15 protein-coding genes are annotated in these 21756 nt (G+C 56.3%); 7 read left to right on the top strand and 8 right to left on the bottom strand.

What is annotated here, in order from left to right:
- Positions 1-104: 104 nt before the first annotated feature.
- The 7 genes from ACFQDM_RS09740 to ACFQDM_RS09710 all read left to right on the top strand — a co-directional run bounded on the left by ACFQDM_RS09740 (position 105) and on the right by ACFQDM_RS09710 (position 11131).
- Positions 105-665, top strand: coding sequence for an ECF-type sigma factor (locus tag ACFQDM_RS09740; RefSeq protein WP_377378511.1), 561 nt, complete (start codon positions 105-107; stop codon positions 663-665).
- A 118-nt stretch (positions 666-783) separates the two neighbouring features.
- The gene (locus ACFQDM_RS09735) at positions 784-1266 is read left to right on the top strand and encodes a GbsR/MarR family transcriptional regulator (protein WP_377378509.1); all 483 of its coding nucleotides are present in this window, start codon (positions 784-786) and stop codon (positions 1264-1266) included.
- Positions 1263-2744 carry an efflux transporter outer membrane subunit gene (locus ACFQDM_RS09730; RefSeq protein ID WP_377378508.1) on the top strand — a complete coding sequence of 494 codons (1482 nt, stop codon included), beginning with the start codon at positions 1263-1265 and terminating at the stop codon, positions 2742-2744. Before ACFQDM_RS09735 ends, ACFQDM_RS09730 begins: the two co-directional genes overlap by 4 nt.
- Positions 2741-4030 (top strand): efflux RND transporter periplasmic adaptor subunit, encoded by a 1290-nt coding sequence (locus tag ACFQDM_RS09725; protein WP_377378506.1) that lies wholly within the window; start codon positions 2741-2743, stop codon positions 4028-4030. Before ACFQDM_RS09730 ends, ACFQDM_RS09725 begins: the two co-directional genes overlap by 4 nt.
- A gap of 1 nt (position 4031) precedes the next feature.
- A complete protein-coding gene (locus ACFQDM_RS09720) occupies positions 4032-7262 on the top strand; it encodes an efflux RND transporter permease subunit (protein ID WP_377378504.1) in 3231 nt (1076 codons plus the stop codon).
- 201 nt (positions 7263-7463) lie between these two features.
- Entirely contained in the window at positions 7464-9974 is a 2511-nt protein-coding gene (locus tag ACFQDM_RS09715; protein WP_377378502.1) for a TonB-dependent receptor plug domain-containing protein, read from the top strand.
- Positions 9975-10021: 47 nt separating this feature from the next.
- Positions 10022-11131, top strand: coding sequence for a cytochrome-c peroxidase (locus tag ACFQDM_RS09710; protein ID WP_377378500.1), 1110 nt, complete (start codon positions 10022-10024; stop codon positions 11129-11131).
- A 14-nt stretch (positions 11132-11145) separates the two neighbouring features.
- On the opposite strand, the gene ACFQDM_RS09705 is transcribed toward ACFQDM_RS09710, so the two are convergent.
- From ACFQDM_RS09705 to ACFQDM_RS09670, 8 genes are all read right to left on the bottom strand, one after another.
- Positions 11146-11943: a TonB family protein gene (locus ACFQDM_RS09705; RefSeq protein ID WP_377378498.1), complete on the bottom strand. Its 798-nt coding sequence runs from the start codon at positions 11941-11943 to the stop codon at positions 11146-11148.
- The gene (locus tag ACFQDM_RS09700; protein WP_377378496.1) at positions 11940-12380 is read right to left on the bottom strand and encodes an ExbD/TolR family protein; all 441 of its coding nucleotides are present in this window, start codon (positions 12378-12380) and stop codon (positions 11940-11942) included. The genes ACFQDM_RS09705 and ACFQDM_RS09700 overlap by 4 nt, the downstream gene beginning before the upstream one ends.
- Positions 12377-12958, bottom strand: coding sequence for a MotA/TolQ/ExbB proton channel family protein (locus ACFQDM_RS09695; protein WP_377378494.1), 582 nt, complete (start codon positions 12956-12958; stop codon positions 12377-12379). Before ACFQDM_RS09695 ends, ACFQDM_RS09700 begins: the two co-directional genes overlap by 4 nt.
- 136 nt (positions 12959-13094) lie before the next feature.
- Positions 13095-15431, bottom strand: a complete 2337-nt coding sequence (locus tag ACFQDM_RS09690; protein ID WP_377378492.1) for a protein kinase domain-containing protein — start codon at positions 15429-15431, stop codon at positions 13095-13097.
- Between the two features lie 174 nt (positions 15432-15605).
- A complete protein-coding gene (locus tag ACFQDM_RS09685) occupies positions 15606-17438 on the bottom strand; it encodes a DEAD/DEAH box helicase (RefSeq protein ID WP_377378490.1) in 1833 nt (610 codons plus the stop codon).
- Positions 17439-17577: 139 nt separating this feature from the next.
- Entirely contained in the window at positions 17578-19095 is a 1518-nt protein-coding gene (locus ACFQDM_RS09680; protein WP_377378488.1) for an FAD-dependent oxidoreductase, read from the bottom strand.
- The gene (locus ACFQDM_RS09675; protein ID WP_377378486.1) at positions 19092-20054 is read right to left on the bottom strand and encodes an alpha/beta fold hydrolase; all 963 of its coding nucleotides are present in this window, start codon (positions 20052-20054) and stop codon (positions 19092-19094) included. Before ACFQDM_RS09675 ends, ACFQDM_RS09680 begins: the two co-directional genes overlap by 4 nt.
- Positions 20051-21754, bottom strand: a complete 1704-nt coding sequence (locus tag ACFQDM_RS09670) for an N-acyl-D-amino-acid deacylase family protein (RefSeq protein ID WP_377378484.1) — start codon at positions 21752-21754, stop codon at positions 20051-20053. The genes ACFQDM_RS09675 and ACFQDM_RS09670 overlap by 4 nt, the downstream gene beginning before the upstream one ends.
- Positions 21755-21756 lie beyond the last annotated feature (2 nt).

The raw sequence follows: 21756 nt of genomic DNA, 5'->3' as shown, positions 1-21756 counted from the left end.
GTCCAGGCACACAAAACCGGCCAAAAAAGTTTTCGACTTTCTTTATTCGGGCTGTAGGCTCGCTTCCAAAGCCATTTCAGACGTCAGATTTAAGGAAGCAGATTATGGATGAGTCCTCCCATCCATCCGCAGCTTACGGCGAAGATCAGCAAAAGCTGGCGGGCATGCTGTTCGACAATCACTATGAAGAATTGCTGCGGATTGCGCGCTCCAAGCGGCGTCGCTCACCACAGACGATTTCTCTCATGACGATCGATGTGTTGCATGAGAGCTATCTGAAGCTTCGTACGCAGAAGCAATTTGTTTCCGACGAACACTTCATGAGCAGTGCCGCACTCGCCATCCGTCACGTCATTACAGACTACGCTCGCGCACGCGTGCGACAGGCTCAGAACGGCGCAAGCAAGGCGAACGCAGACACAGCCGAACGACTGTTTCCAGAGTATGCAGAATCCCCGGAACAGATCATCGAAATCTCTGATCTTTTGCAAAAACTCGAGATCAAACACCCTCGCTGGCTACGCATTCTTGATGCGCGCTATTTCGCCGGGATGAGTGAAGAAGAGACCGCAGAAGTTCTGGGCATGTCTCAACGTACCGTGCGCAGGGATCTGCACGATGTTCGGTCATGGCTCGCAGAACAGCTGGGACTGAGCAAAGCCTGACAGGCTGACCGTTACAAAACGTCACAAATCCAGCGTTCAAAAAGGAACCATAAGCAGATAGGGTCGTTACAGCGTTCAGTCTGTTCAGTCATGACTGAACCAGAACGGAACCTGTCGAATGCTGATCAACGAAATGTCTGAAGAGGTGGATCTCGCACCTCACGAGATCGAATTCATCGAATGGCTTGGCCTTCGTGCGCACATGCATGGAGAGCCGCGCATCTCCGGGCAGATCTGGGCCGTTCTGGTGCTGGCGAGCCAGCCACTTTCTGCGGCCGATATCGCGAGAATTCTGGATGTCAGCAAAGCAAGCGTCAGCACAAACACCCGATTTCTGGAGGAAAAGCAGCTGATCCAGCGGGTCGGTTTACGCGGCAAGCGCGAACAGCACTTTATCCTGCGCCAATCCCCTTATGGTCAGCTTGCGGAAAAAAGCGTCCGGGACCTGGAGCAGCGTCTGACCTTCATTCAGTCCTGCAAGTCAAAACTCGACAATGAAGAGGCTCGCAGAAAAATGGGCGAGCTGGAGACATATATCGAACTGGGACTGGCGATGTGGCGCGGCGTAGCAGACAAACTGAAAACGGATGCACAAACGTGAAAACGATCACTTCGTTGCTCCGCAAACCGCTATTGTCTGCATCAGCAGCCTGTCTTGCACTTTGCGCGAGCGGCTGCGTTACAAAGCCGGACACGACACCCGCGCTTGATGGCATTGCCATTCCACAGGACTGGGCCGCCCCGGCAAACCCAACCCGGGTCGAAGGTGAATGGTGGCTGTCGTTCGATGATCCGGTTCTGAACCAGCTGATCGCTGAATCCTTGCTGGAAAACACCGCAATCGCGCAGGCCGAAGCGCAGGCGGCACAAGCCTATCAGCAGGTACGCCTGGTGGACGCCGACCGATTGCCTACGCTTGCCGGTGCCTTTAACGCCTCTCGGCGCAAGCAATCTCTGGCAGGCTCTGGCCTCGGCGGCTTTCTTGGCGGCGGCGAGAATGCGGCAACCTCGTTCGAGAATGACAATTTTGCGCTTCAGCTGAATGTCGACTGGGAAATCGATCTCTGGGGCCGTATCGCGAACCAGAAAGCAGCGGCCGTCGAGGAATTGCTCGCCGCCGAAGAGTCCCTTCGCGCGGTCCGCCAGTCTGTCGCTGCGCAAACCGCAAAAGCCTATTTCGCCGTAGTCGAAGGCCAGCAACAGGTCGCGTTTACGGAAGAAACGGTTGCGGCACTCGGAGAGACGGCAAGACAACTGTCCAACCGCGCCGATATCGGGATTGGGGCGCCAGCCGATAAGCAACTTTCGATCTCAAACTTTGAAAGCGCGCGTGCCGGCCTTCAGCAAAGGCGACAAGCGCTGGAAAGCGCAAAGCGGCAATTACAGTTTCTGCTCCGCGACTACCCTACGGGCGATATAGCAGTGGATTCTGAACTCCCGGAGCGCCTGAAGCCAATTCCGGCGGGCCTTCCATCCGAACTGCTACAGCGAAGGCCTGATGTGCTGGCGGCAGAAAAAGCGTTGCGCGCGTCTGTCTTTCGCCTCGAAGCGGCCGAGCGATCCTTTTTTCCATCCATTTCGCTGACGGGGTCCTACGGGACGCAAAGCACTGAGCTTGAAAACCTGCTCGACAATGATTTCTCGGTCTGGTCGATTGCCGGGCAACTCGTCCAGCCTATTTTTCAGGGCGGTCGCATCATCGCCAATATCAACATTGCTGATGCCGCACGACGCGAGGCTGCTGAAGCCTATGCGGAGGCCGTGTTGAATGCCTTTCTGGAAGTTGAGACCGCGCTCGCTTTTGAGCAGCTATTTGCAGAGCGCGAAGCCGCACAATTGCGCGCCTTTGAGTCCGCATCCGAAGCCGAACGCATCAATATGAACCGATATCAGGAGGGCCTGGTGCCCTATATCAACGTGCTGGAATCCCAGCAGCGCGCTCTGGAAGCCAAAAGCGCATATCTTGAAGCACGCCGCGCACGCCTCGAAAACAGGATCGACCTGCATCTGGCACTTGGCGGCGGCGCGTTGTCTCCCACTGCGACAGACTCTCAGCCCTCATCGGAGGACACACCGTGAAACATCTTCAACTGAGCGCGCTTGCGTGTCTTGCTGCCTTGCTGAGCGCGTGCGGCAGCGAGAGCGGCCAGCCGGACTCGACAACGACGCAGGCCGAGCAGGCCTCTGAGCCAAAAACGACTGTGCGTGTTGTCGAAACAGAGACACGTGATGTGCAAACGTTTGTCTTTGGCGAGGGCACCGCGCGCGCGGTCAAACGTGAGTTTCTGACCTTCGAAAGCGCCGGGCGTGTGGATTATATCGATCCCGACATCAAGGAGGGCGATCCGGTTAAAAAAGGCCAGCTTATCGCCTATCAACAGCAGGACCGTCCGGAAGCGGAACTTGCAAACGCACAGGCCAATGTCGTCGAAAGCCAGTCGCAACGCGCCATCGCTGAAGCGCGACTGGAAGAAGCAGAAGCCTCTCTCGAATTGGCAGAGAACACTTATGAGCGGTTCCGGGTTCTGCTCGAGAAAACCTCTGCCTCGCCCCAGGAAGTCGAAGAAGCACGCGTGCAGTTGGAACAGGCGCGCGCAGCCAAAGTACAGGCTGAACGCCAGCTGGCTGGCACATCTGCTCAGATCGCTGCGGCGAAAGCTCAGTACGACAGCGCCAATGTCGGCGTCGAGGAATCGCGGATCACCTCGCCGATCGATGGCGTTCTTGCGCGGCTCAATATCGAACAGGGCCAGTATTTCTCTCCACAGCAGGTGCAGAGCACGAACGAGGCCAGCGCCCTGCAAACCATTCCTGTCGTCATCGTCGACACCTCGACGCTCGAAATCACGGTGAACCTGCCCTCCTACACCTATAGCAGCGTTGAGGTAGGACGCCCGGTGCTGATCGTGCCAGAGCAGGAAGGCCTGAGTGTCAGCACGTCAGCGCCAGCGAACGCACCGGAGACGTATCAGGTGCGCGGCGTGGTCTATTCCAAGAGCCCGTCAGTTGATCCGGAAACCCGGACCTTCTCACTGAAAGTTCGCACGGTTCAGGGAGCAGAGCGCCTGCAGGATGGCGCTTTTGTCACCACCTGGATTCTTGGCCCGAATGCCGAGAATGCGGTGGCCGTGCCTTTGACAGCGTTACGCTTTGAGAACAACGAACCATTTGTCTTCGTCCTCGGCCCGGATGGATCGCATGTTGAACGCCGTGCGGTCACGCTCGGGCTTCGCGGACGCCAGTTCCAGGAAGTCACCGAAGGACTGACGGCTGGAGAGCAGATCGTGACCGATGGCAAATCCAGCCTCTCTGACGGTAGTGCCGTGCGCATTCTTGCCGCCGATACAGCATCATCAGGTGAGTGAGATGAGCAAGGAATCCAACGGCGAGCTCATCGAACGTGATGGCGTGAAAGAAACCCGGGAAGTCGCGAATGCCAGCTGGTATGAGCGCTTTTTCTTCCTACGGACGACGTTTGCCGTTCTGTTCACCGTCTTGCTCGTCTGTGGCGGGCTGTTTGCCTATCTCAGCCTGACCAAGGAATCGCTGCCAGATCTTGAGATCCCGATGGCCACCATCACTACGGAATGGCCGGGTGCCGACCCGCAAACCGTCGAGGAGCAAGTCACGCAGGAAATCGAGGACGAGATCGCAACACTGAAAGGCCTGAAGACCTTCTCGTCTGCGTCCTTTGATAGTTTTTCCGTCATTTCCGTCGAGTTTGAGGCCGATCAGGATACCGACTCGTCCATGCAGTCCCTGCGGGACGCTGTCGCTGATTCCGAGGCCAACCTGCCAACCGACATCGATGCGCCAAGCATTCAGCAGGTGTCCGTCGATGACCGCCCGATCATGACGGTGGCGCTTTACGGCGATGCTCCCGAAGCGACGCTGAACCAGATTGCCGAAGAGATTGAAGACCGGCTGGAAACCTTCAGCGGCGTGAATGAAGTGAACCTTGGCGGTTCGCGCAAGGAAATTGTCCAGATCCTTCTGGACCCTCAGCGCCTGCTGGCGCTCGGCGTCTCCCCCTCGCTGGTGCGCCAATCCATTTCCAATGCCAATCTGGATCAGCCTTTTGGCGAGATCCGCAGTGAAACCATTGGTGCGGTTGTTCGTCTGGAAGGCCAGTTCAAGACCATTGATGATCTTCGCAATCTGCCGATCACGCGATTGGGCAGCTATGAAAATGTCCGCCCGGTTCGCCTTGGTGAAGTGGCGACGGTGGAACGCCAGCTCGAAACCGAGGAAAGCCGCGCCTTTTTCTCAAAGTCCGGTGAAGCCTTTGAAGAAACCATCGAAATCAGCATCACCAAATCGCCAGGCTCCGATACCATTCAGGTTATTCGTGACATTCGCGAAGAACTCCAAACCATGCGAAACGGCTCTGGCTGGCCCAACGGTCTCAATTATGAGGTGACGCAGGATAATTCCGAAGACATCTGGGATTCGCTCACCAATGTTTTCGTCAACGGACTTCAGGCGATGGTGGCCGTGTTCGTCATCCTGTTCCTCATTCTCACATGGCGCGAAGGCCTGATTGCCGGGCTTTCCATTCCAATCTCATTTGCCGGAACCATGCTGATTGTCTGGCTACTGGGATACACGCTGAACGAACTCGTCATCATCGGCATGGTGCTGGCTCTGGGCCTTCTGGTCGATGTCTTCATCCTGATGATGGAAGGCATTCATGACGAGATTTATTCGCAGAAAAAGACCTTCGGACAGGCCGCACTCGCGACCATCAAAAAGTATGGCATGCCTGCCTTTGCAGGCCAGCTCACCACCATTCTGGCGCTCGCCCCGCTCGCAGCGATCAGCGGCATTTCCGGAAAATTCATCCGCGTCCTTCCGGTCACTGCGATTTCATGTCTGATCATGGCCTTTGCCGTTGCGCTTCTCGCCAGCGTTCCCCTTTCGCGTTTCCTGATGGGTCCGGTCGCCAAGCGCGGCGCAGACGTGAAAGAAACACCAGCCGACCGCATTATGGGCTCGCTCTCACGACGCCTTGAAAGCTGGAGCCTTGCGCTTCCGCTTCGGTCAAAAAAGATCGCAGGCGCCTTTGTCGCTGGCGCGGTGCTATTGTTCGTCCTCTCAATCTTCGCTGGCTCACGTATACCGGTGACGCTTTATCCAAAGACGGACGGACTGACGCTCGGCATCAATCTGGAACTTCCGCCTTCCACGACCCTGGAGGCAACGCAGGACGTCGCAGATGGAATTGGCGAAATTCTGACCGGGAAAACGTATTTCGATAGCGTGATCAAACTTGTCGGCCGCAAGAGTTCCTACGCAACCGAGGGCGCGCTCGAACCTGTCGAGGCCGAAAACTATATCGGCTATTCGATCCGCTTTAAGGAACGCAGTGAACGGGACGCAACCAGTTTCGAGCTTGCCAATGAACTGCGCTCGGAGCTCGGAGAATATGTCAGCGAGCACATTCCGGGTGCATCCATCGTGATCGCCGAGGAAGCAAGCGGCCCGAATACAGGAGATCCGATCCAGATCGAGATCACCGGCGATGACCTGTCTGAACTCCAGCGTCTGTCACGTTCCGTTCAGAACGAGTTGATACAGGTGGAAGGGGCCAGCGATGTCAGAGACAATCTCGGTGCCTCGAAGTCGGAAATCGCGTTGGTCCCCATTCGTGAGGCCGCAGACTTTTTTGGTCTCACCCAACAGGACCTCGCAGCTCAGCTCCGCTTTGCCCTGGCAAATGATCCAATCGGAACTTTTGTCACGCTGGGGCCAGAAGATGACCTCGACATTCATCTGGGACTGAACTGGCAAAGTCGACACGGCGAAGGCGGTAGCCCGCGAACCATGGAGGAAATTGTCTCGGTTCGCGCCTTCACTCAGTCGGGAGAAACGGTCGCCTTGTTCGAATTGCTCGAACCGCGCATTTCAGAAGCGCCGACCTCTGTCATCCACGCGGAAGGCCGCCGTGCCATCACCGTCCTCGCGAAGACAGAAGACAGAAGTGTCAGCGCCATTCTGAGCGACTTCGAGCCTAAACTGCAGGAGATGTCCGCCGACTGGCCGAATGGGTTTGAATATCAGATCAAAGGCGAGGCAGAGGAAACCGCCGAGACCTTTGGATCAGCCGGCATTATGCTCGTCCTTGCTTTGATCCTCGTCTTCGGCGTTCTGGTGCTGGTGTTCGGATCGTTCAGCCAGGCCTTCATCCTGATGACCACCATGCCACTCGCGCTGATCGGCACATTCCTTGGCTTCTGGCTGTTCGGCTTTGAATTGTCCTTCTTTGCCGTGATCGGTGTGATCTCCCTCATCGGCATTGTCGCGAACAACGGCATTGTCATGGTCGACACCATGAATACAGAGCTCAAATCCGGAAAGAGTGTGCAGGAAGCCGCGGCTGATGGCGCAGCGCAAAGATTGCGTCCCATCCTGACGACATCCCTGACCACCATTGTCGGTCTGGTTCCGCTGGCACTGGGCAGCCCGATGTATGCCCCTCTGTGTTACGCGATCGTCTTCGGATTGGTCATGTCGACCATTCTCTCACTGCTGATTGTTCCCTGCCTCTACCTGTTGTTGACGAGCGACGATCAACTCGACGCCGCGAGCCTCGACTAGAGGAGCTGTTGAGGGGATGGAAGACCTCCCCTCAATGGAGAAATCCAGCAGTCCGCATCACCGCTGATTGCACGAATCTGAAAATAAATACGTTTACTCTTGTTATTGCGACTTATTCGCAATTGCATAAATGGATTCACCTTGGTACGCCCCCTCCCACATCACATTGCCGTAACGGCAAAACCGATCAGAGGGGAAAACATGAAACGAGTCTGGCTGATGGGCACAGTCGGCGTGATCGCGCTGGCTAGTTTCGAAGCATCTGCGCAAAGCACGGCGTCCGAACCGGTTGATCTCGGTGAAATCGACATTGTCGAGACCGAAGCAAAAGACGATGCTCCGGCAAAGGCCTATGAAAGTTTCGATCCAATCGATACCGGCACCTCGACCATAAGTGCGAAATCGATCGAGGCGGAAAATCAGGGCGATATCGACACGACGGAGCTGCTACGCAAGCTGCCAAACGTTCAGCTTAGCCTCAATTCCAATCGGGTCACACAGTCAGATCTGCAGAACATCCGACCATCTGATTTCGTCATTTCCGGCGGCAATTACTACAATAATAACATCATGGTAGATGGCGTTCAGGCGAATGCCATCGGAGACGTGACAGAATCGAACCCTGCAGCACTCAACGAAGTCGCAGGCCAGACGGCTCAGACCTTTTACGTCGATCCGAGCCTGATTGGAGAAATCACCGTACGTGATTCCAACATATCTGCAGAGTATGGCGACTTCACCGGTGGGGTTGTCGAGTATGAGCTTAGAAAGCCAGGCAAGGAATTTGGGGTTTCGATCACCTCATCCTACCAGGACGAAAGCCTCGTCAGCTATAAAGTCGCAGATGAGTATCGCGGTGAGGACGGCGAGGTGGCAGAGGCTGAACCGGAGTTCAGCATCAAGAGATATTCAATCACCGCAGACCTTCCCGTTACTGAAGATTTCAGCTTGCTGGCCGGCTACACACGCGCGCAATCGAATGTCGGCTATCAGATGAATGAAACCTATGACGGGACGCCTTTCGATAGCAGCGACACCTCACAAAACTTTCTGCTCAAAGCGCTTTATGAAATCACCCCCAACCTGACATTTGAGGGGCAAGTGAGCATCAGCCCGTATGTTGGCGAATTTGAAAGTGACAACAGAACCGAGGATTATCAGAAAACCCACTCCGATGGCCTGTCGTCATACCTTAAACTGTCAGGCCTTCACGCGGGTTGGGACTGGGAAGGCCAGTTTTCATTTTCCAAATCCAATACGGAACGCGAATGGGATGGAAAGAACAACTTTTCCTGGCCATCTGCTGCGCCGTCCGTTGATTGGTGTTCCAGAACCAATTGCACTTCAGGAGGGTTCGGCGATCTCGACCAAACGCAAGAGGACTACGCTCTGAAATTCAGGGCAGAGCGCGCTCTGGCGTCTGGCCTGCTTCGGCTCGGCGGAGAAGTTCGCGACACCAGTCTCGAAAAAATCAGAAGTGTGGATAGCAACGCATTCCTCAGCGGCGTGGTGGCATCCCCACTTGATTGCAATGGCGATACAATTGCATGCATTGAAGATGAAGTCTTCCTGACGCGCCGTATGGTTTATCAGGCCTATGACGCCGAAGTCGATGTCACGAACGAAGCGCTCTGGGCGGAGTATGAGCGTGATATTGCAGATGTCACACTACGCGGTGGTCTGCGCTATAGTCATGACAGCTTTCTGGACAATAATAACCTCGCACCCCGTGTGTCCGCGAGCTGGCAGTTCCGCCCGGACTGGTTCCTCACCTTCGGTGCGAACCGCTATTACGCGAAAAATATGGTCGCTTACGCCATCCGCTCTCAATATCCAGACAGCTATAGCTATGAACGCGATGCCGTCGTCGATGAAAATGGCGTCGTATCACCGGGTGATTGGTATCTGACCCGCCATACTCGCTCAACAGACTATGCGCAGGCCGCGCTGGATACCCCGTTCAGCGACGAACTGACAGCCGCTCTGACAATCCCAACCCCCTTCAACGGCAATTTCCGACTGAAGGCGGTTCATCGCGATGGAAAGGATGAGTTTGCGCGCTCCCCCTCTGATACAGTCACCTTTGATGAGGAAACAGGCACCAGTACAACGACACGGCTGTATACAGTCACCAACAACGGTGAGAGCGAATATAATGGCGTTTCTGCCGAGTGGAGTGGAAGCTATGAGAACCATGCGCTTTCGGCGTCTCTGACCTGGTCTGAAACCCATCGCAGAGGCGGTATTGGCGACTATTTTGACGAGATCGATGAAGACGCGCTCGTCGAAGACCTGCTCTATTATGATGGCCGTATCATCACGGAGCAGGAGCTCTACGAGATCACCAACACCGAAGACTTTGCGACACCGATCCTTGCCTCTGTGATTTGGTCATCCAAATGGTTTCAGGAACGTCTCAGCACGACGGTTGGCGTCTATTATCGCGGCGAATATGAAACCATCGATGATACGTATGAGAACATCGAAATTGATGGTGTCCGCTATGATGTGTTCGATGAAATCACGATTGATCCCTACACATCCGTCAACCTGAATGCAGCGCTCGAAATCTTTGACACAGATGCAGGCCGCGGTGTTCTGGATATACGGGTCGAGAACCTGCTTGATGATCTGCCGCACACAGCAACGACATCCAGCAATCCCTACCAGATGGGACGCTCTGTCTGGCTCGGCTTCAACTATCGATACTAACCGATCAGCATAGGAGCAGCCCGGACATTCGGGCTGCTACAAAGGCTATGAAATTTATTGGCCTGATTGTTTCGGTCCTGGCCGTCATCGCACTGGCGATCGGTCTCGACCTATACCCAGAGCCCGTCGAACGCTCGATGCTCGCCGCCGACTATGACATAGCGGAACTTCGGTCCGCTTATGCCGGTTCACCGGACACCTGGCCCGCGCCAGTCATCATTCGAACCGAAGGCGAAGACGAAGACTTCTCAGAAATGGCCGCCATGCCACGGGTTTCCACGTCGCCCACCCCTGACCTCGCCGAACTTGGCGAGGCGCTTTTCTTCTCGCCCGTGCTGTCTGCCAATGAAGACATTGCGTGCGCAAGTTGCCATGTTCCAGAGCATGGATTTGCGGCAACGGACCGTCAGGCTGTTGGACACCAGGGCATGATGGGGACACGCAATGCTCCCGGCCTGCTCGGTGTTTCACTGACTGCGCCCTATTTCTGGGATGGGCGTGCGGATACGCTGGAAGCTCAGGCACTCGGCCCCATTTTGAACCCGATCGAAATGGCAGGCTCACGGACCGTTCTGGAAGAACGCCTGAACACCAGAAAAGAATGGCGAGACTGGTTTGCTAACACGGTTGGCAAGCAACAAATCAAACTTGAAGACGTCGCTATAGCCATTTCCGCCTATGAAAGAACGCTGGTTCAGAACACCCGTTTTGACGCGTTTCTACGCGGCGACAATAACGCTCTGACCGATCAGGAACTCCAGGGGCTGCACCTTTTCCGGACAAAAGCCCAATGCATGAGCTGTCATGATGGCCAGATGCTGAGCGATGGACACGCACATAATATAGGCCTGACCTATTATGGACGGCGCTATCAGGATCGCGGCATATACGAACGCTCTGGCCTTGCTGAAGATGTCGGCAAGTTCAACACGCCAAGTCTGCGCTTCATCTCACAGACGGCGCCCTATATGCACAATGGTCTGTTCCCGCATCTTCGTGGCATTGTGAATCTCTACAATGCAGGCGGCGTACGCCCTCGCCGACGCGATTCGCAGCTGGACGACCCTTTGTTTCCACAAACAAGTGAGCGTCTGAAACCGCTGGAGCTAACCAGCGAAGAACGCGACGCGCTCGTTGCCTTTCTCGAAACTCTTTAGAAAAAAGGGGTGCTCTAACCGTCCCTTTTGAGATCAAAATTGACCGAAACCGTATAGCGACGCTCGGACCACCGTACCCCATCCGGTGCCGGATCAAAGGGTGCGGCTCGCTGGAGCTGATCATGCACAGCCTGCTCGAGTGCATGCCATTCGGCATCGACCACGATGCCTGATGCGCGAACAATGCGACCCGCACGATCAATAGTGAAGCTCAGGCGAACACTGCCCTCCTGCTCGCGCCGCTTGGCCATGGATGGATAGCGCTTTTCAGCTTTCAGCGCGCGCATGACGGTGAGGTCATATCCGGCCTCCAACGCCTGTGCGCCGGCCTCATCAGCGTCACCTGTCTCGACGGTTTTGACGGTGTTTTCGGCTGACCCGCTCTTGCCCGCATCACCAATCCGCTCACTCGGCTGTGGAATGGGCGCTGGTTCAACAGGTCGCATCTCTGGCCGTTTGACCGGCTCAACCTGCTCGACCGGCATGTCAGGCACGGGCTGCTCTTCACTCACAGGCATGGCTTCAGGCGCTGGCTTTGTGACCGGCTTCACAACGGGTTTCTGTATCACTGGCTCAACAACAGGTTCAGGCGGCGCTGTGAGCGGCGCAGGCTTGGGCTCAACCGGCTGCGTCACGCGCGTCTGCCCGGCCTGGCTGGCGCGAAGACCAATCGAGATGGTGTTCGCCACCTCGCTAACGACGGCCTTCTCCATTGAGGGTGCGACCAGCAGATAAGCCGATGTCAGGGCCAGCGCATGCAAACCCACGGACGCCGCAGAAAACCCGACAAGTCCGAAACGCGCACTGCTCATGATGCACCCCCTTCAGCCGTATCTGCAATGATCGAGACCTGCTCAAAGCCGCCTGCCTGCAACATGGAGAAGGTCTCAACCATGCGCTGCACCGGCGCCTGTTCGTCGATCGAGACCAGAACCGGCAAGGCATCCTCTCTCGCATCCTGCCGCGCCCGCAGGGCCTCGAGAATGCCGGCGCGATCCAATGGATCACCATCATCCACGCGCCAGAGCTTATCATCTGCCAGTACATGCAGGACCGCCGGTTTGCTGGCGTCAGAGCTTTGCGCTGCATCGCTTTCCGGCACATCCACATTCAGTGTGTGGATCGGCACATTGATGACGATCATCATGAAGGCAATGACGGTAAAAATGACATCGATCATTGCCGTCATATCGACGCGCACCTGATCCTCGGTGTCGATCCCGATGCCATTGACATCTGCTCTGATCATGCTGCGCGCTTTGCCTCCATTTCAATGGAGGCCCGGTTCAGCACAAAGGTCAGTCCTTCGGTCCGACGTCGAACCAGCGATGAAAAAGCCGCATGTGCGACCAGACAAACCACGGCAATCACAAGACCAGCCGCTGTCGTGGAGAGTGCAATCCAGAGACCATCAGCGATCATGGCTGGCTCAACCGGGCCTTCACTCTGTCCGATATCGCGGAAAGCGTGCATCAGGCCGACAATCGTGCCGAGCAGGCCCAGAATGGGTGCAAGCGCTGCAAGCGTTGCAAGCCCGGACAAACGCGCTTTGAGCCGTTTGATATCACGTTGCAGATAAAGGCTGACCACGTCATCGCGCAGCCTGCGTTCATCGTCACGATGGGCCATCAGGGCGTGAAGGGTGTCACGAAACCAACAATGCTTCGCCTCGTCTTCAGCGCTAAAAACGGTCACACCACCCGGCTCCAAAGCCTCGGGCTTACCGGCAGAGCGGACATAAAAGCTCAGCCGCTCCAGAATAATGGTCAGCGCAAAAACGGAACAGAAGACGAGCGGCAATTGTGTGAGTATCGACCAGACAGGCATGCACTTTCCCTTGCTTGCCTAGCGGAAAGCACAGTTGCGACTAACTCGCAAGAGCAAACATGTACAGAAATCAAACGCTCTGAAATCGAACGCGTTCACCCTTCAGGAGAGCGTGAGGAGGCCAAATAAAGCAACCCTAGAGCGCGTCCGTTTCAACCCCAAGCTCTTTCAGCCGACGCCATCCATATGAGCCGATCAGACTGCGTGAAACGATCTGCGAACTCATATTCTGCTCTCGCAGGAACTGCTCGGCCTGAGCAGGGCTCTCCGCTTTTGCAATCAAAAGTGCTTCAGACATGACGAGCTTCGGATGCCAGAAACCCGCCTCGCCAAAAGCCTCATCAATGGCCTCATCTGACGTCCGCAGATAAGCCCGCGCACGGCCATAATCGCCTTTGAGCGCCATCACCTCGACCAGGTCAGCCAGAAACGCCAGATGATCAAAAGAGCCAGGTTTGAAATACGTTCCGACCGTCTCTTCAATCTCCCTGGTTAGTATATCAGCTGCATCGTCATAACGCCCCTCAAGGGTCGCGATTTGAGCCAGTTGATTTCGGGCGGTTGACTGCTGCGGACCATCGCCGACCTCGTGCGCGCTCTCCAGTACCCGATCAATCAGTTTGCGTGCTTCCTCGAAGTCTTCATTGAGGAAAATCTCGAAGCTCGCCGTATTCGAACGAACCGCATTCAGATCGGCAATTTTCGCGAATGGGTCGGCTTCAAGCGCTTCAAGATTGGCCTGTGAGGCCTGATAGGCCTCATCCAGATTCCCGAAACGCAGATGCAGAATATACAGCGTTTTCAGATAATAACCGCGCTCAGCGGCGGAAGGCTCGCCAGCCAGCGCCGTGTTCAGAAGATCAATCAGTTCCGCCTGTTTCTCTACATTCCGTTCGATCTGCGCGATCATATCGCGAGCAACAATCTGCTCATAACCCGGCGTATCGCTGGCATGAGAAAAGTCAGCGTCCGCCTCCTTCAGCAGTGGCAGCGCGTCTTCCGGATTACCGGTATAGGCCATAGCAACACCCAGATTCAGCTTTCCGAGCGGCTTGAGTTCATCTGGTCCATATCCATCGGTCAGCCAGGGTTCGAGCACCGATCTGGCCGCAACAAAATCCGTCCGGTCCACAAAATAGCGCCCGACGGACAAGGCAATCATCGCAGCGCGATCCGGGTTGCTGTCGCGATAGGTATACGCTTTTTCCGCTCCTTCCAGCATACGGGCTTTGACCTGCTCACCATCAGCTTCACCCCCGAACAGCTGATGCAGGGTTTCCGTATACGCCGTCTGCGCGGTGGTGGAGAGCTGCAGCTGGCGCAAAGTCGCTTCAGTTTCGGCGAGCGCTTGTCTCGTTTGCGCCGCGAAATGGTTGGTCACCGCCAATCCCGCAATCAGCGCCACCATCAGTGCACCGCTCAGACCCATCGCAACGCGGTGACGCTGGACGAATTTGGAAAAGCGATAGGCGCCATTCGACGCGTAAGCAGCGACAGGCCGTCCACTCAGATAGGCTTGCAAATCCTGTGCGAACATCTCCGCAGACGCGTAACGGTCTGACGGACTTGTTTCTGTTGCCTTTCGACAGATCGCCATCAGCTCTGCAGGAAGCCCAGCCTCGTCCGGCAGGCTCAGCCCGCCAGACGTGTCCCGATGAGGCAGCTTGCCGGTCAACACCTTCCAAAGCAGAACACCCAGTGAGAAAATATCGGCAGACACGCTGACATTCTGCCGGTTCAGTTGTTCCGGCGCAGCATAGGCCGGCGTTAACGGTCCGGACTCGACCTTCTTGTCTTCGTCAAGCAGAGCCGCGATGCCAAAATCAATGAGCCTGACTTTACCGCCCTGATCCACCAGAATATTGGCCGGTTTGATATCTCTGTGCAGCACCAGATTGGCATGCGCATACGCGACAACGTCAATCAGGTCGCAGAACAGTTGAAGCACCGCCTTGCGCGTCAGGTTTCGTGACGCGACATAGGCATCAAAGGCGACACCATCGACATACTCCATGACGAGAAAGGGTTCGCCGGTTTGCGCTTCGCCACCATCAATGATCCGGGAAATCCCAGGGTGATCGAGGCGCGCCAATTGCTGACGTTCCTCCAGAAAGCGCTGACGCAGGCGCTCACCTGTCCGGTCGACCAGCTTCAGAGCAACTGTCTGATCATACAACCCGTCTGCACGACGTGCCTTATAGACCTGGCCCATCCCGCCATAACCGATCAGTTCATCGATCTGCCAGACATCAATGACATCGCCCGAATTCAGAAAATCGGCTTCGCGCCCGGCATCCCCAGGAATGCTGGTCTGGAGAAAGCCCGCCATTTCCTCGTTTCTGGCAACGTGCTTGAGCACTTCCTCGCGCACCTCAGCGTCTTCAGAAACAAGGCTTTCCAGAAATGTATCGCGATCACGGCCCACAAGTGTGTTGCCGCGCTCTGTCAGTTCAATGACGCGTTGCCAATTCATCTGATATACTCTCACCGCCCAGGGTGAGAGCTTAACCAGACATCTGGAAACTTAAAGGCAGGCGCCTCTTTTTTTCCGAATTGTCAGCAGACTAGCGCCAAACGCCCGAAGTCCTCGCATGATATGCACGTGCGCGCCGCCAAAGCCGAGCGACGCGACATCAGCACGGTGAGATCAGCTATCGCGCGGCTTTCTTTTCGGACTACGCTTCTTTTCACCATTCGGACCACGAGGCTTTTTTGGCCCCTTCCGCGCAGGCTTCGTTGTCCATTCCTCATCGTCACGTGAGGCGCGGCGCTGGCGCGGTCGCTCACCACGATCAGGCATGTCACTTTTGGTGATGGTTTCTGATGGTCCGGACACACGCTGAACGAAGAGACTTTTGTCGATAATCTGCCGCTCGCCTGCCCGTTCCATCAACTGGTCGGCAGCCTGCGGGCGCAGTTCGACATGTGTTTCGTTCGGGCTGATATTGATCACGCCGATGCTGGAACGCGGAAAACCGCCATTCTTGCACAGCATGGGAACCAGCCATTTCGGATCAGCGCTCTGACGACGTCCGACACCCAGTGCCACCCAGGCGCTGTCTTCAAAGTCAGGTCCGCGAGACCGACCAGGGCGCTCGCGCTCCCGGTCGCGTCGATCCGGGTCATATTCACGGTCGCGGCTTCGTTCTCTTGGTGCAGACACATCGCCCGGATCCTGAAGATCCTCCGGCAGAGACTGACCGGACCGCGCCAGACGCACAAAGGCAGCAGCAAGCTGGTAGGGCTCAAACCGTGCGACCAATGTGTTGACGAGATCGCTCTCCTGCTCCGTGACACCGTCTTCCAGAACCGGATTGGCCAGAATGCGCGCGTCGAGTGAGTTGCGGATATCTTCCGGTGACGGCGCAGTGCCCCAGCTGGCGGAAACGCCTGCGCTTTTCAGAACGCGCTCGGCGCGGCGGCGCGCGCGACCCGGTACAATCACCACAGACGCGCCTTTACGCCCGGCACGCCCCGTCCGCCCGGAACGGTGCAGCAAAGTCTCCGGATTGCTTGGCAGATCGGCATGGACCACCAGATCAAGGCCTGGCAAGTCGATACCGCGTGCCGCCACATCAGTCGCCACACATACGCGTGCACGGCCATCCCGCATGGCGATCAGAGCGTTACTGCGCTCTTTCTGGCTGAACTCGCCAGACAGGGCAACGACAGCAAAGCCGCGATTGTTCAGCCGCGCTGTGAGCTTGTTGACGCCTTCGCGGCGCGCACAGAACACCAGTGCGTTTGGCGCATCATGCTGAAGCAGAAGGTTGATGATCGCCTTTTCCACATCGTCAGGCGCAACCACAACGGCCTGATAGTCGATGTCACCATGCTGTTCGCGCTCTGTAATCGTGTTGAGGCGCAAAGCGTCTTTCTGGTAATTCTCAGCCAGACGCGCGATCGGTTTGGAGACGGTTGCCGAGAACAGCAGTGTACGGCGCTCTTCCGGTGCAGACTCCAGAATTTCTTCCAGCTCCTCACGAAAGCCCATATTGAGCATCTCGTCAGCTTCATCGAGGACAATCGCCTTGAGCTGGCTCATATCCAGCGAGCCACGGTGAATGTGGTCGACAAGACGCCCCGGCGTTCCCACCACGATATGTGGGCCACGATCAAGCGCGCGACGTTCGTCCCGCATATCCATCCCGCCGATACAGGACGCGACCTGACCGCCTGCTGGCGCATAGAGCCATTCCAGCTCCTTTTTCACCTGCAGGGCCAGTTCACGCGTCGGCGCAATAATGAGGGCATGCGGCGCTTCAGCGACCGGCAGCACAGGCGCGCCATCAAGAAGTGTGCTGGAAAGGGCAAGGCCAAAGGCAACCGTTTTACCCGACCCGGTCTGAGCAGAGACCAGCAAGTCCTGTTCACCGATTTCCGGATCAAGGACCGCGCTCTGCACGGGTGTGAGGGTATCAAAGCCTTTTTTCTGCAACGCCGTGGCCAATGGCGCCGCAATTCGCGTGTCTTCAGACATCTGGTTCTCTCGAAAATTTGGAAAACCTCGACGCAAACACCGCGGCACATAAGGCTCCGGGCGCCCTCATACGCTGTTTGCGCCATAATTCCAACAGTTGAAGCGAGAACTATCTGATGACGCGCAGGACAAGCAGCCGTCAGGCTGCCTGTTTGCGTGCGGCCAATCGATCCATATCCATGGTTTCATTGACCGCCAGATGACGCAGCATTTCGGCGCGGTCGGGCCCAGCGATAGGCGGATAGGCCTTGGCATTCCGTTTCTTGCCACGCGCCCAGAAGTAGAGCACCCGCGCGAAATTCGCTGGCTTACCAAGCCATTTGTCAGGATGTTCCAGCATGTGAAACCCACGCATGGCCTGACGCATCAGCCGAACATCCGAACGAAGCGCAATGCGGACGCCATCGTCAAAGAAGCTCTCTATCAGCTTGCCGCGAAAGCTCTTACGGTAGCCGGGGGTCAGCGCTTGCTCTGCGCGTCGGATCGCGGCCCGGTCCTGGGTACGCTGGGTGATATAATAAGGGCGAAGCTCCTTGCGCAGCCGTGCATGATACGCAATCTGCCGCTCGGTCGGGTCACGCGTTTCGTCCAGTGTTTCACGCAACATGTCTGCACTGACCGCAGCAAAAGAACAGCCGCGACCATAGAGCGGATTGGTCCGGATCAGCGTGTCACCAAGTGGATAGTAATTGCGCGTCGCTGGCTTCTCATCGATCACCATGTCGCGCCAGCGACTGATCAGATCTCCCATGCCATGCACCTTCCCACGCGGCTCGGATCGACGCGCATCCGTCCATGGCGCAAGACCTGGCAGTTGCAGCGTAATGTCATGAAACACATCAGGGTTCATGATGGCCTTGCGAAGCTCTATTTCCACTTCAGGCACGGAAATCGTAATGGAAAAACAGCCATTATCGCCCGGGAATACGCCGAACTTGATATAGCCAAGATCGCCTGACCCAGGCGGATTGTCCGTTCGGGACGGCTCTTCCATGCCGGGCAATAATCGATAGTGGCGGGTGAAATACAAAATGCCCGCCGATTCATTTTCTTCTGAAATCGCAGCGCCCTCATCCATCAGCTGTTTTATGAGGAAGCCGGATTTGCCGCTCGCATCAACAATGGTCTCGGCTGTGAGCTCGAGTGCCTCGCCGCCTTCTTCTCCGGACACACCCAGCACGTCGACAACCCCGTCAGGCGCGGTTTTCGTGATGAGCTTGCGCACGAAAAAGCCTGATCGGATCGTCACATTGTCCAGTGTTTCAACATAGCGCCGCATGGCCAGTTCGAGCGTGGTACGACGACTGGTGATTATGGTCAGGTCTTCGTCTTCGGGTTCCGGCTGATACTGCGCCAGCTGCTCTTCAGTCAGCATCATATCGAAGGTGAGATCACGCACCCCCAAGGCCTTCAGCTCTTCAAGCAGCCTTGGGTGAGAGGTTTTGATGATCGTCCGCAAGCGGGCGAGAAAGGCATGGCTCTGGCGCACATGGCCTGCCCCCTGACGATGCCAATCCAGAAAGGTGACATCCGGATCATCGCTCGGCGGGGCCTGATCACGTTCGAGAATGGTAATCTGCCGCCCCGTCGGGGAAAGCGAAAGGGCCGTGGACAGCCCTCCAATCCCTGCACCAATGACAAGAACGTCTTCGCTCATCCATCGATCTCCTTCAGAAATTTGAGGATGATGGCGTTCACAGCTTCAGGCGCTTCCTGCTGCGTCCAGTGACCGATGCCGGGGATCATCTCCATAGAGCGCAAATCCCGAACATAGCTCGGCATGGCCTCAAGCGCCTCACCTGCCATCATGATCACACCGTCATTCGTTCCCGCAGCGAAGAAGGCTGGCTGGTCAATATGCTCTGGTGCGTCCTTGGTGAGTTCCCAGTAAAGGTCATGATTGCGGTAATAATTGATCGGGCCACGCAAGCCTGATCGCTTGAATTCAGCCGTGTAGAAATCCAGATCCTCTTCGCTCAGCCAGTCCGGCAAAGTGTCCGGATTGGGCAGGCCTGAGAACATGTCATCATCCGGCCCTTTCACAGGCAGCTTCGTAAGGTCTGTTTCACCACCAGCCATGACCAGGAACTTTTTCAGGTTCGTGCGCAGATCAGATTCAAATTCGGCTTCAGCCACGCCCTCATCAAAGAAATAGAGCTGGTAGAAGAACTGTCCTTTGAACATTTCACGCATGGCTGGCATGGGCTGAACCGGCGAGCGCGGCATGAAGGGCACCGACAGGCACCCGACTGCACGCACCTTGTCCGGATGATTGAGCGCGCAGGCCCAGGCCGTTGGCGCGCCCCAGTCATGCCCGATCACAATGGCTTCGTCATAACCTAGCGAGCCAATCAGACCGATCGCGTCCTTGACGACTTCTGCCTGATTATAGGCTGTGATCTCGTGCGGCTTATCGCTCTTGCCATAGCCCCGCATATCCGGTGCCACGACATGATAGCCAGCACCCGCAAGCGGCGCGAACTGGTGTCGCCACGAGTACCAGGATTCCGGAAATCCGTGCAGCAACAGCACAAGCGGTCCCTCGCCCGCTTCTGCAATGTTGAGCTCAATCCCGTTCGTGGCGACACGCCGCTGCGTCACCCCCTCCCAACTCATTCAGCTGCCACCAGCTCAGGCTGGTGCTCCTTCTCACCCGGCAGAACCGCGCCGCGCGTGTCCTTCTCCTGATAACCACCCTGACTGGACCAGGCGATGCCGCCGCTGACGATGACCGCATCGACCCCATGGGAGTCGCGCACATAGCGGCTGCCATCACCAGGCACGTCCTGGACGAACTTCTCAGCACCGCGATCAACCGTCTCTGGGTCAAAGATTGTAATGTCGGCAACATAGCCAGGCTCAAGACGTCCACGCTCCGGAATGCCCCAGATGGCTGCCGTATCCGACGTGATCTTTTTCACAGCATCCTCAAGACGCATCTTCTTCAGATCACGGACGAAGTGTCCGAACAGATAGCCTGTGTCGCCATAAGTGGAGAATGACAGAATGTGCGCACCACCATCGCTGGCGCCGATATGCACACGTGGGTGCTTCAGCAGATTGCTGACTTTTTCGTTGTCATTGTGCCCCATATTGGCAGCAAGGAAGTGAGCGTCGAGATCCTCTTCGAGCGAGATGTCGATCATCGCTTCGACAGGTGTCGTTCCACGCATTTTGGCAATCTCTGCGAGCGTTTTGCCAACATATTTCTGGTTCGCATCTGTCTTAGCGAGACGCAGCAACAGAGTCGGCCAGAGGTCATTATAATCCTTGGCTTCCTCAATCAGCTTCTTGCGATTTGCCTTGTCAGAGAATGCGGCCTTGATGTCGTCAATCGAACCAAACCGCATGACGTGATACCAGCCCGGAAAGCGCATGAAGAGCAGGCTCGGAATGGCAAAGCAGAAGGAAATATCAATCGGGCGTGTCTGCACCTGCGGCCAGACGCGAGCGCCGCGAGCGAACTGCTCGTCTACGCGCGCCATCACTTTTTCAACGGCGTCCACATTGTCATTGTTGACAAAAAGCGGCGAGAAAGTCGTCGGGATGGAATATTTCACCGACAGTTTCGCGAGCTGATCAAGGCGCGCAATCGTCAAATCCGGATCATAGAATTCCGGCACAATCTGAAGCATGCGGCCATAATCACCCAGAACTTCCGCCATCGCCTCCACCTCACGGGCATCGGCATAACGGCTTGGTACCGGCTGGAGCTTCTCATCCATATCGACATAGCTCGTCGACATGCCCAGCGCGCCCGCATCCAGGCATTCGCGCAGCACAGACTGCATTTCGGCAATTTCTTCATCGGTTGCCGTGCGCTCAGTAGCCGCCTCATTCATCACCCAGAGACGGATCACGCTGTGGCCAACCAAAGGCGCCACATTAATCGCGAGACCTTTGCGAATACGGGTGATGTACTCAGCGAATGTCTCCCAATCCCAGACAACGCCTTCGCGGAACGCCTTGTAAGGCATTTCCTCAATCTGGTTGAACATGCCAACCAGGCGCATGCGGTGATCCGCTTTCAAGGGCGCCAGAGAAAGCGAGCAATTCCCAGGAATGATGGTCGTCACACCATGCGTGAGCGCAGGCTTGGCATACCCATCCCAGAGCAGCTGCGCATCGAAGTGCGTATGCGGATCAATGAAGCCCGGTGATACCACTTTGCCGGCGGCATCAATTTCCTTTGCCCCAGTTTCGGCAATACGGCCAATCCGCGCGACACGGTCGCCGCGGACTGCGACATCGGCCTGATAGGCCGGCAGTCCGGAGCCATCAACAATAGTGCCATTTCGGATAATCAGATCATACATTG

Origin of the sequence: Ponticaulis profundi (assembly GCF_042659465.1) — a bacterium.
Lineage (GTDB): Bacteria > Pseudomonadota > Alphaproteobacteria > Caulobacterales > Hyphomonadaceae > Ponticaulis > Ponticaulis profundi.
Note: the sequence above shows the minus strand (reverse complement) of the source record. Positions and strands in the feature narration are given on the sequence as shown.

What these genes read in the sequence shown, in the direction of transcription:
- ACFQDM_RS09690 (WP_377378492.1), bottom strand. Translation starts at nt 15,431, where the DNA reads ATGAATTGGCAACGCGTCATTGAACTGACAGAGCGCGGCAACACACTT.
- ACFQDM_RS09720 (WP_377378504.1), top strand. Translation starts at nt 4,032, where the DNA reads ATGAGCAAGGAATCCAACGGCGAGCTCATCGAACGTGATGGCGTGAAA.
- ACFQDM_RS09715 (WP_377378502.1), top strand. Translation starts at nt 7,464, where the DNA reads ATGAAACGAGTCTGGCTGATGGGCACAGTCGGCGTGATCGCGCTGGCT.
- ACFQDM_RS09680 (WP_377378488.1), bottom strand. Translation starts at nt 19,095, where the DNA reads ATGAGCGAAGACGTTCTTGTCATTGGTGCAGGGATTGGAGGGCTGTCC.
- ACFQDM_RS09685 (WP_377378490.1), bottom strand. Translation starts at nt 17,438, where the DNA reads ATGTCTGAAGACACGCGAATTGCGGCGCCATTGGCCACGGCGTTGCAG.
- ACFQDM_RS09670 (WP_377378484.1), bottom strand. Translation starts at nt 21,754, where the DNA reads ATGTATGATCTGATTATCCGAAATGGCACTATTGTTGATGGCTCCGGA.
- ACFQDM_RS09700 (WP_377378496.1), bottom strand. Translation starts at nt 12,380, where the DNA reads ATGATCAGAGCAGATGTCAATGGCATCGGGATCGACACCGAGGATCAG.
- ACFQDM_RS09675 (WP_377378486.1), bottom strand. Translation starts at nt 20,054, where the DNA reads ATGAGTTGGGAGGGGGTGACGCAGCGGCGTGTCGCCACGAACGGGATT.
- ACFQDM_RS09740 (WP_377378511.1), top strand. Translation starts at nt 105, where the DNA reads ATGGATGAGTCCTCCCATCCATCCGCAGCTTACGGCGAAGATCAGCAA.
- ACFQDM_RS09705 (WP_377378498.1), bottom strand. Translation starts at nt 11,943, where the DNA reads ATGAGCAGTGCGCGTTTCGGACTTGTCGGGTTTTCTGCGGCGTCCGTG.
- ACFQDM_RS09735 (WP_377378509.1), top strand. Translation starts at nt 784, where the DNA reads ATGCTGATCAACGAAATGTCTGAAGAGGTGGATCTCGCACCTCACGAG.
- ACFQDM_RS09695 (WP_377378494.1), bottom strand. Translation starts at nt 12,958, where the DNA reads ATGCCTGTCTGGTCGATACTCACACAATTGCCGCTCGTCTTCTGTTCC.
- ACFQDM_RS09710 (WP_377378500.1), top strand. Translation starts at nt 10,022, where the DNA reads ATGAAATTTATTGGCCTGATTGTTTCGGTCCTGGCCGTCATCGCACTG.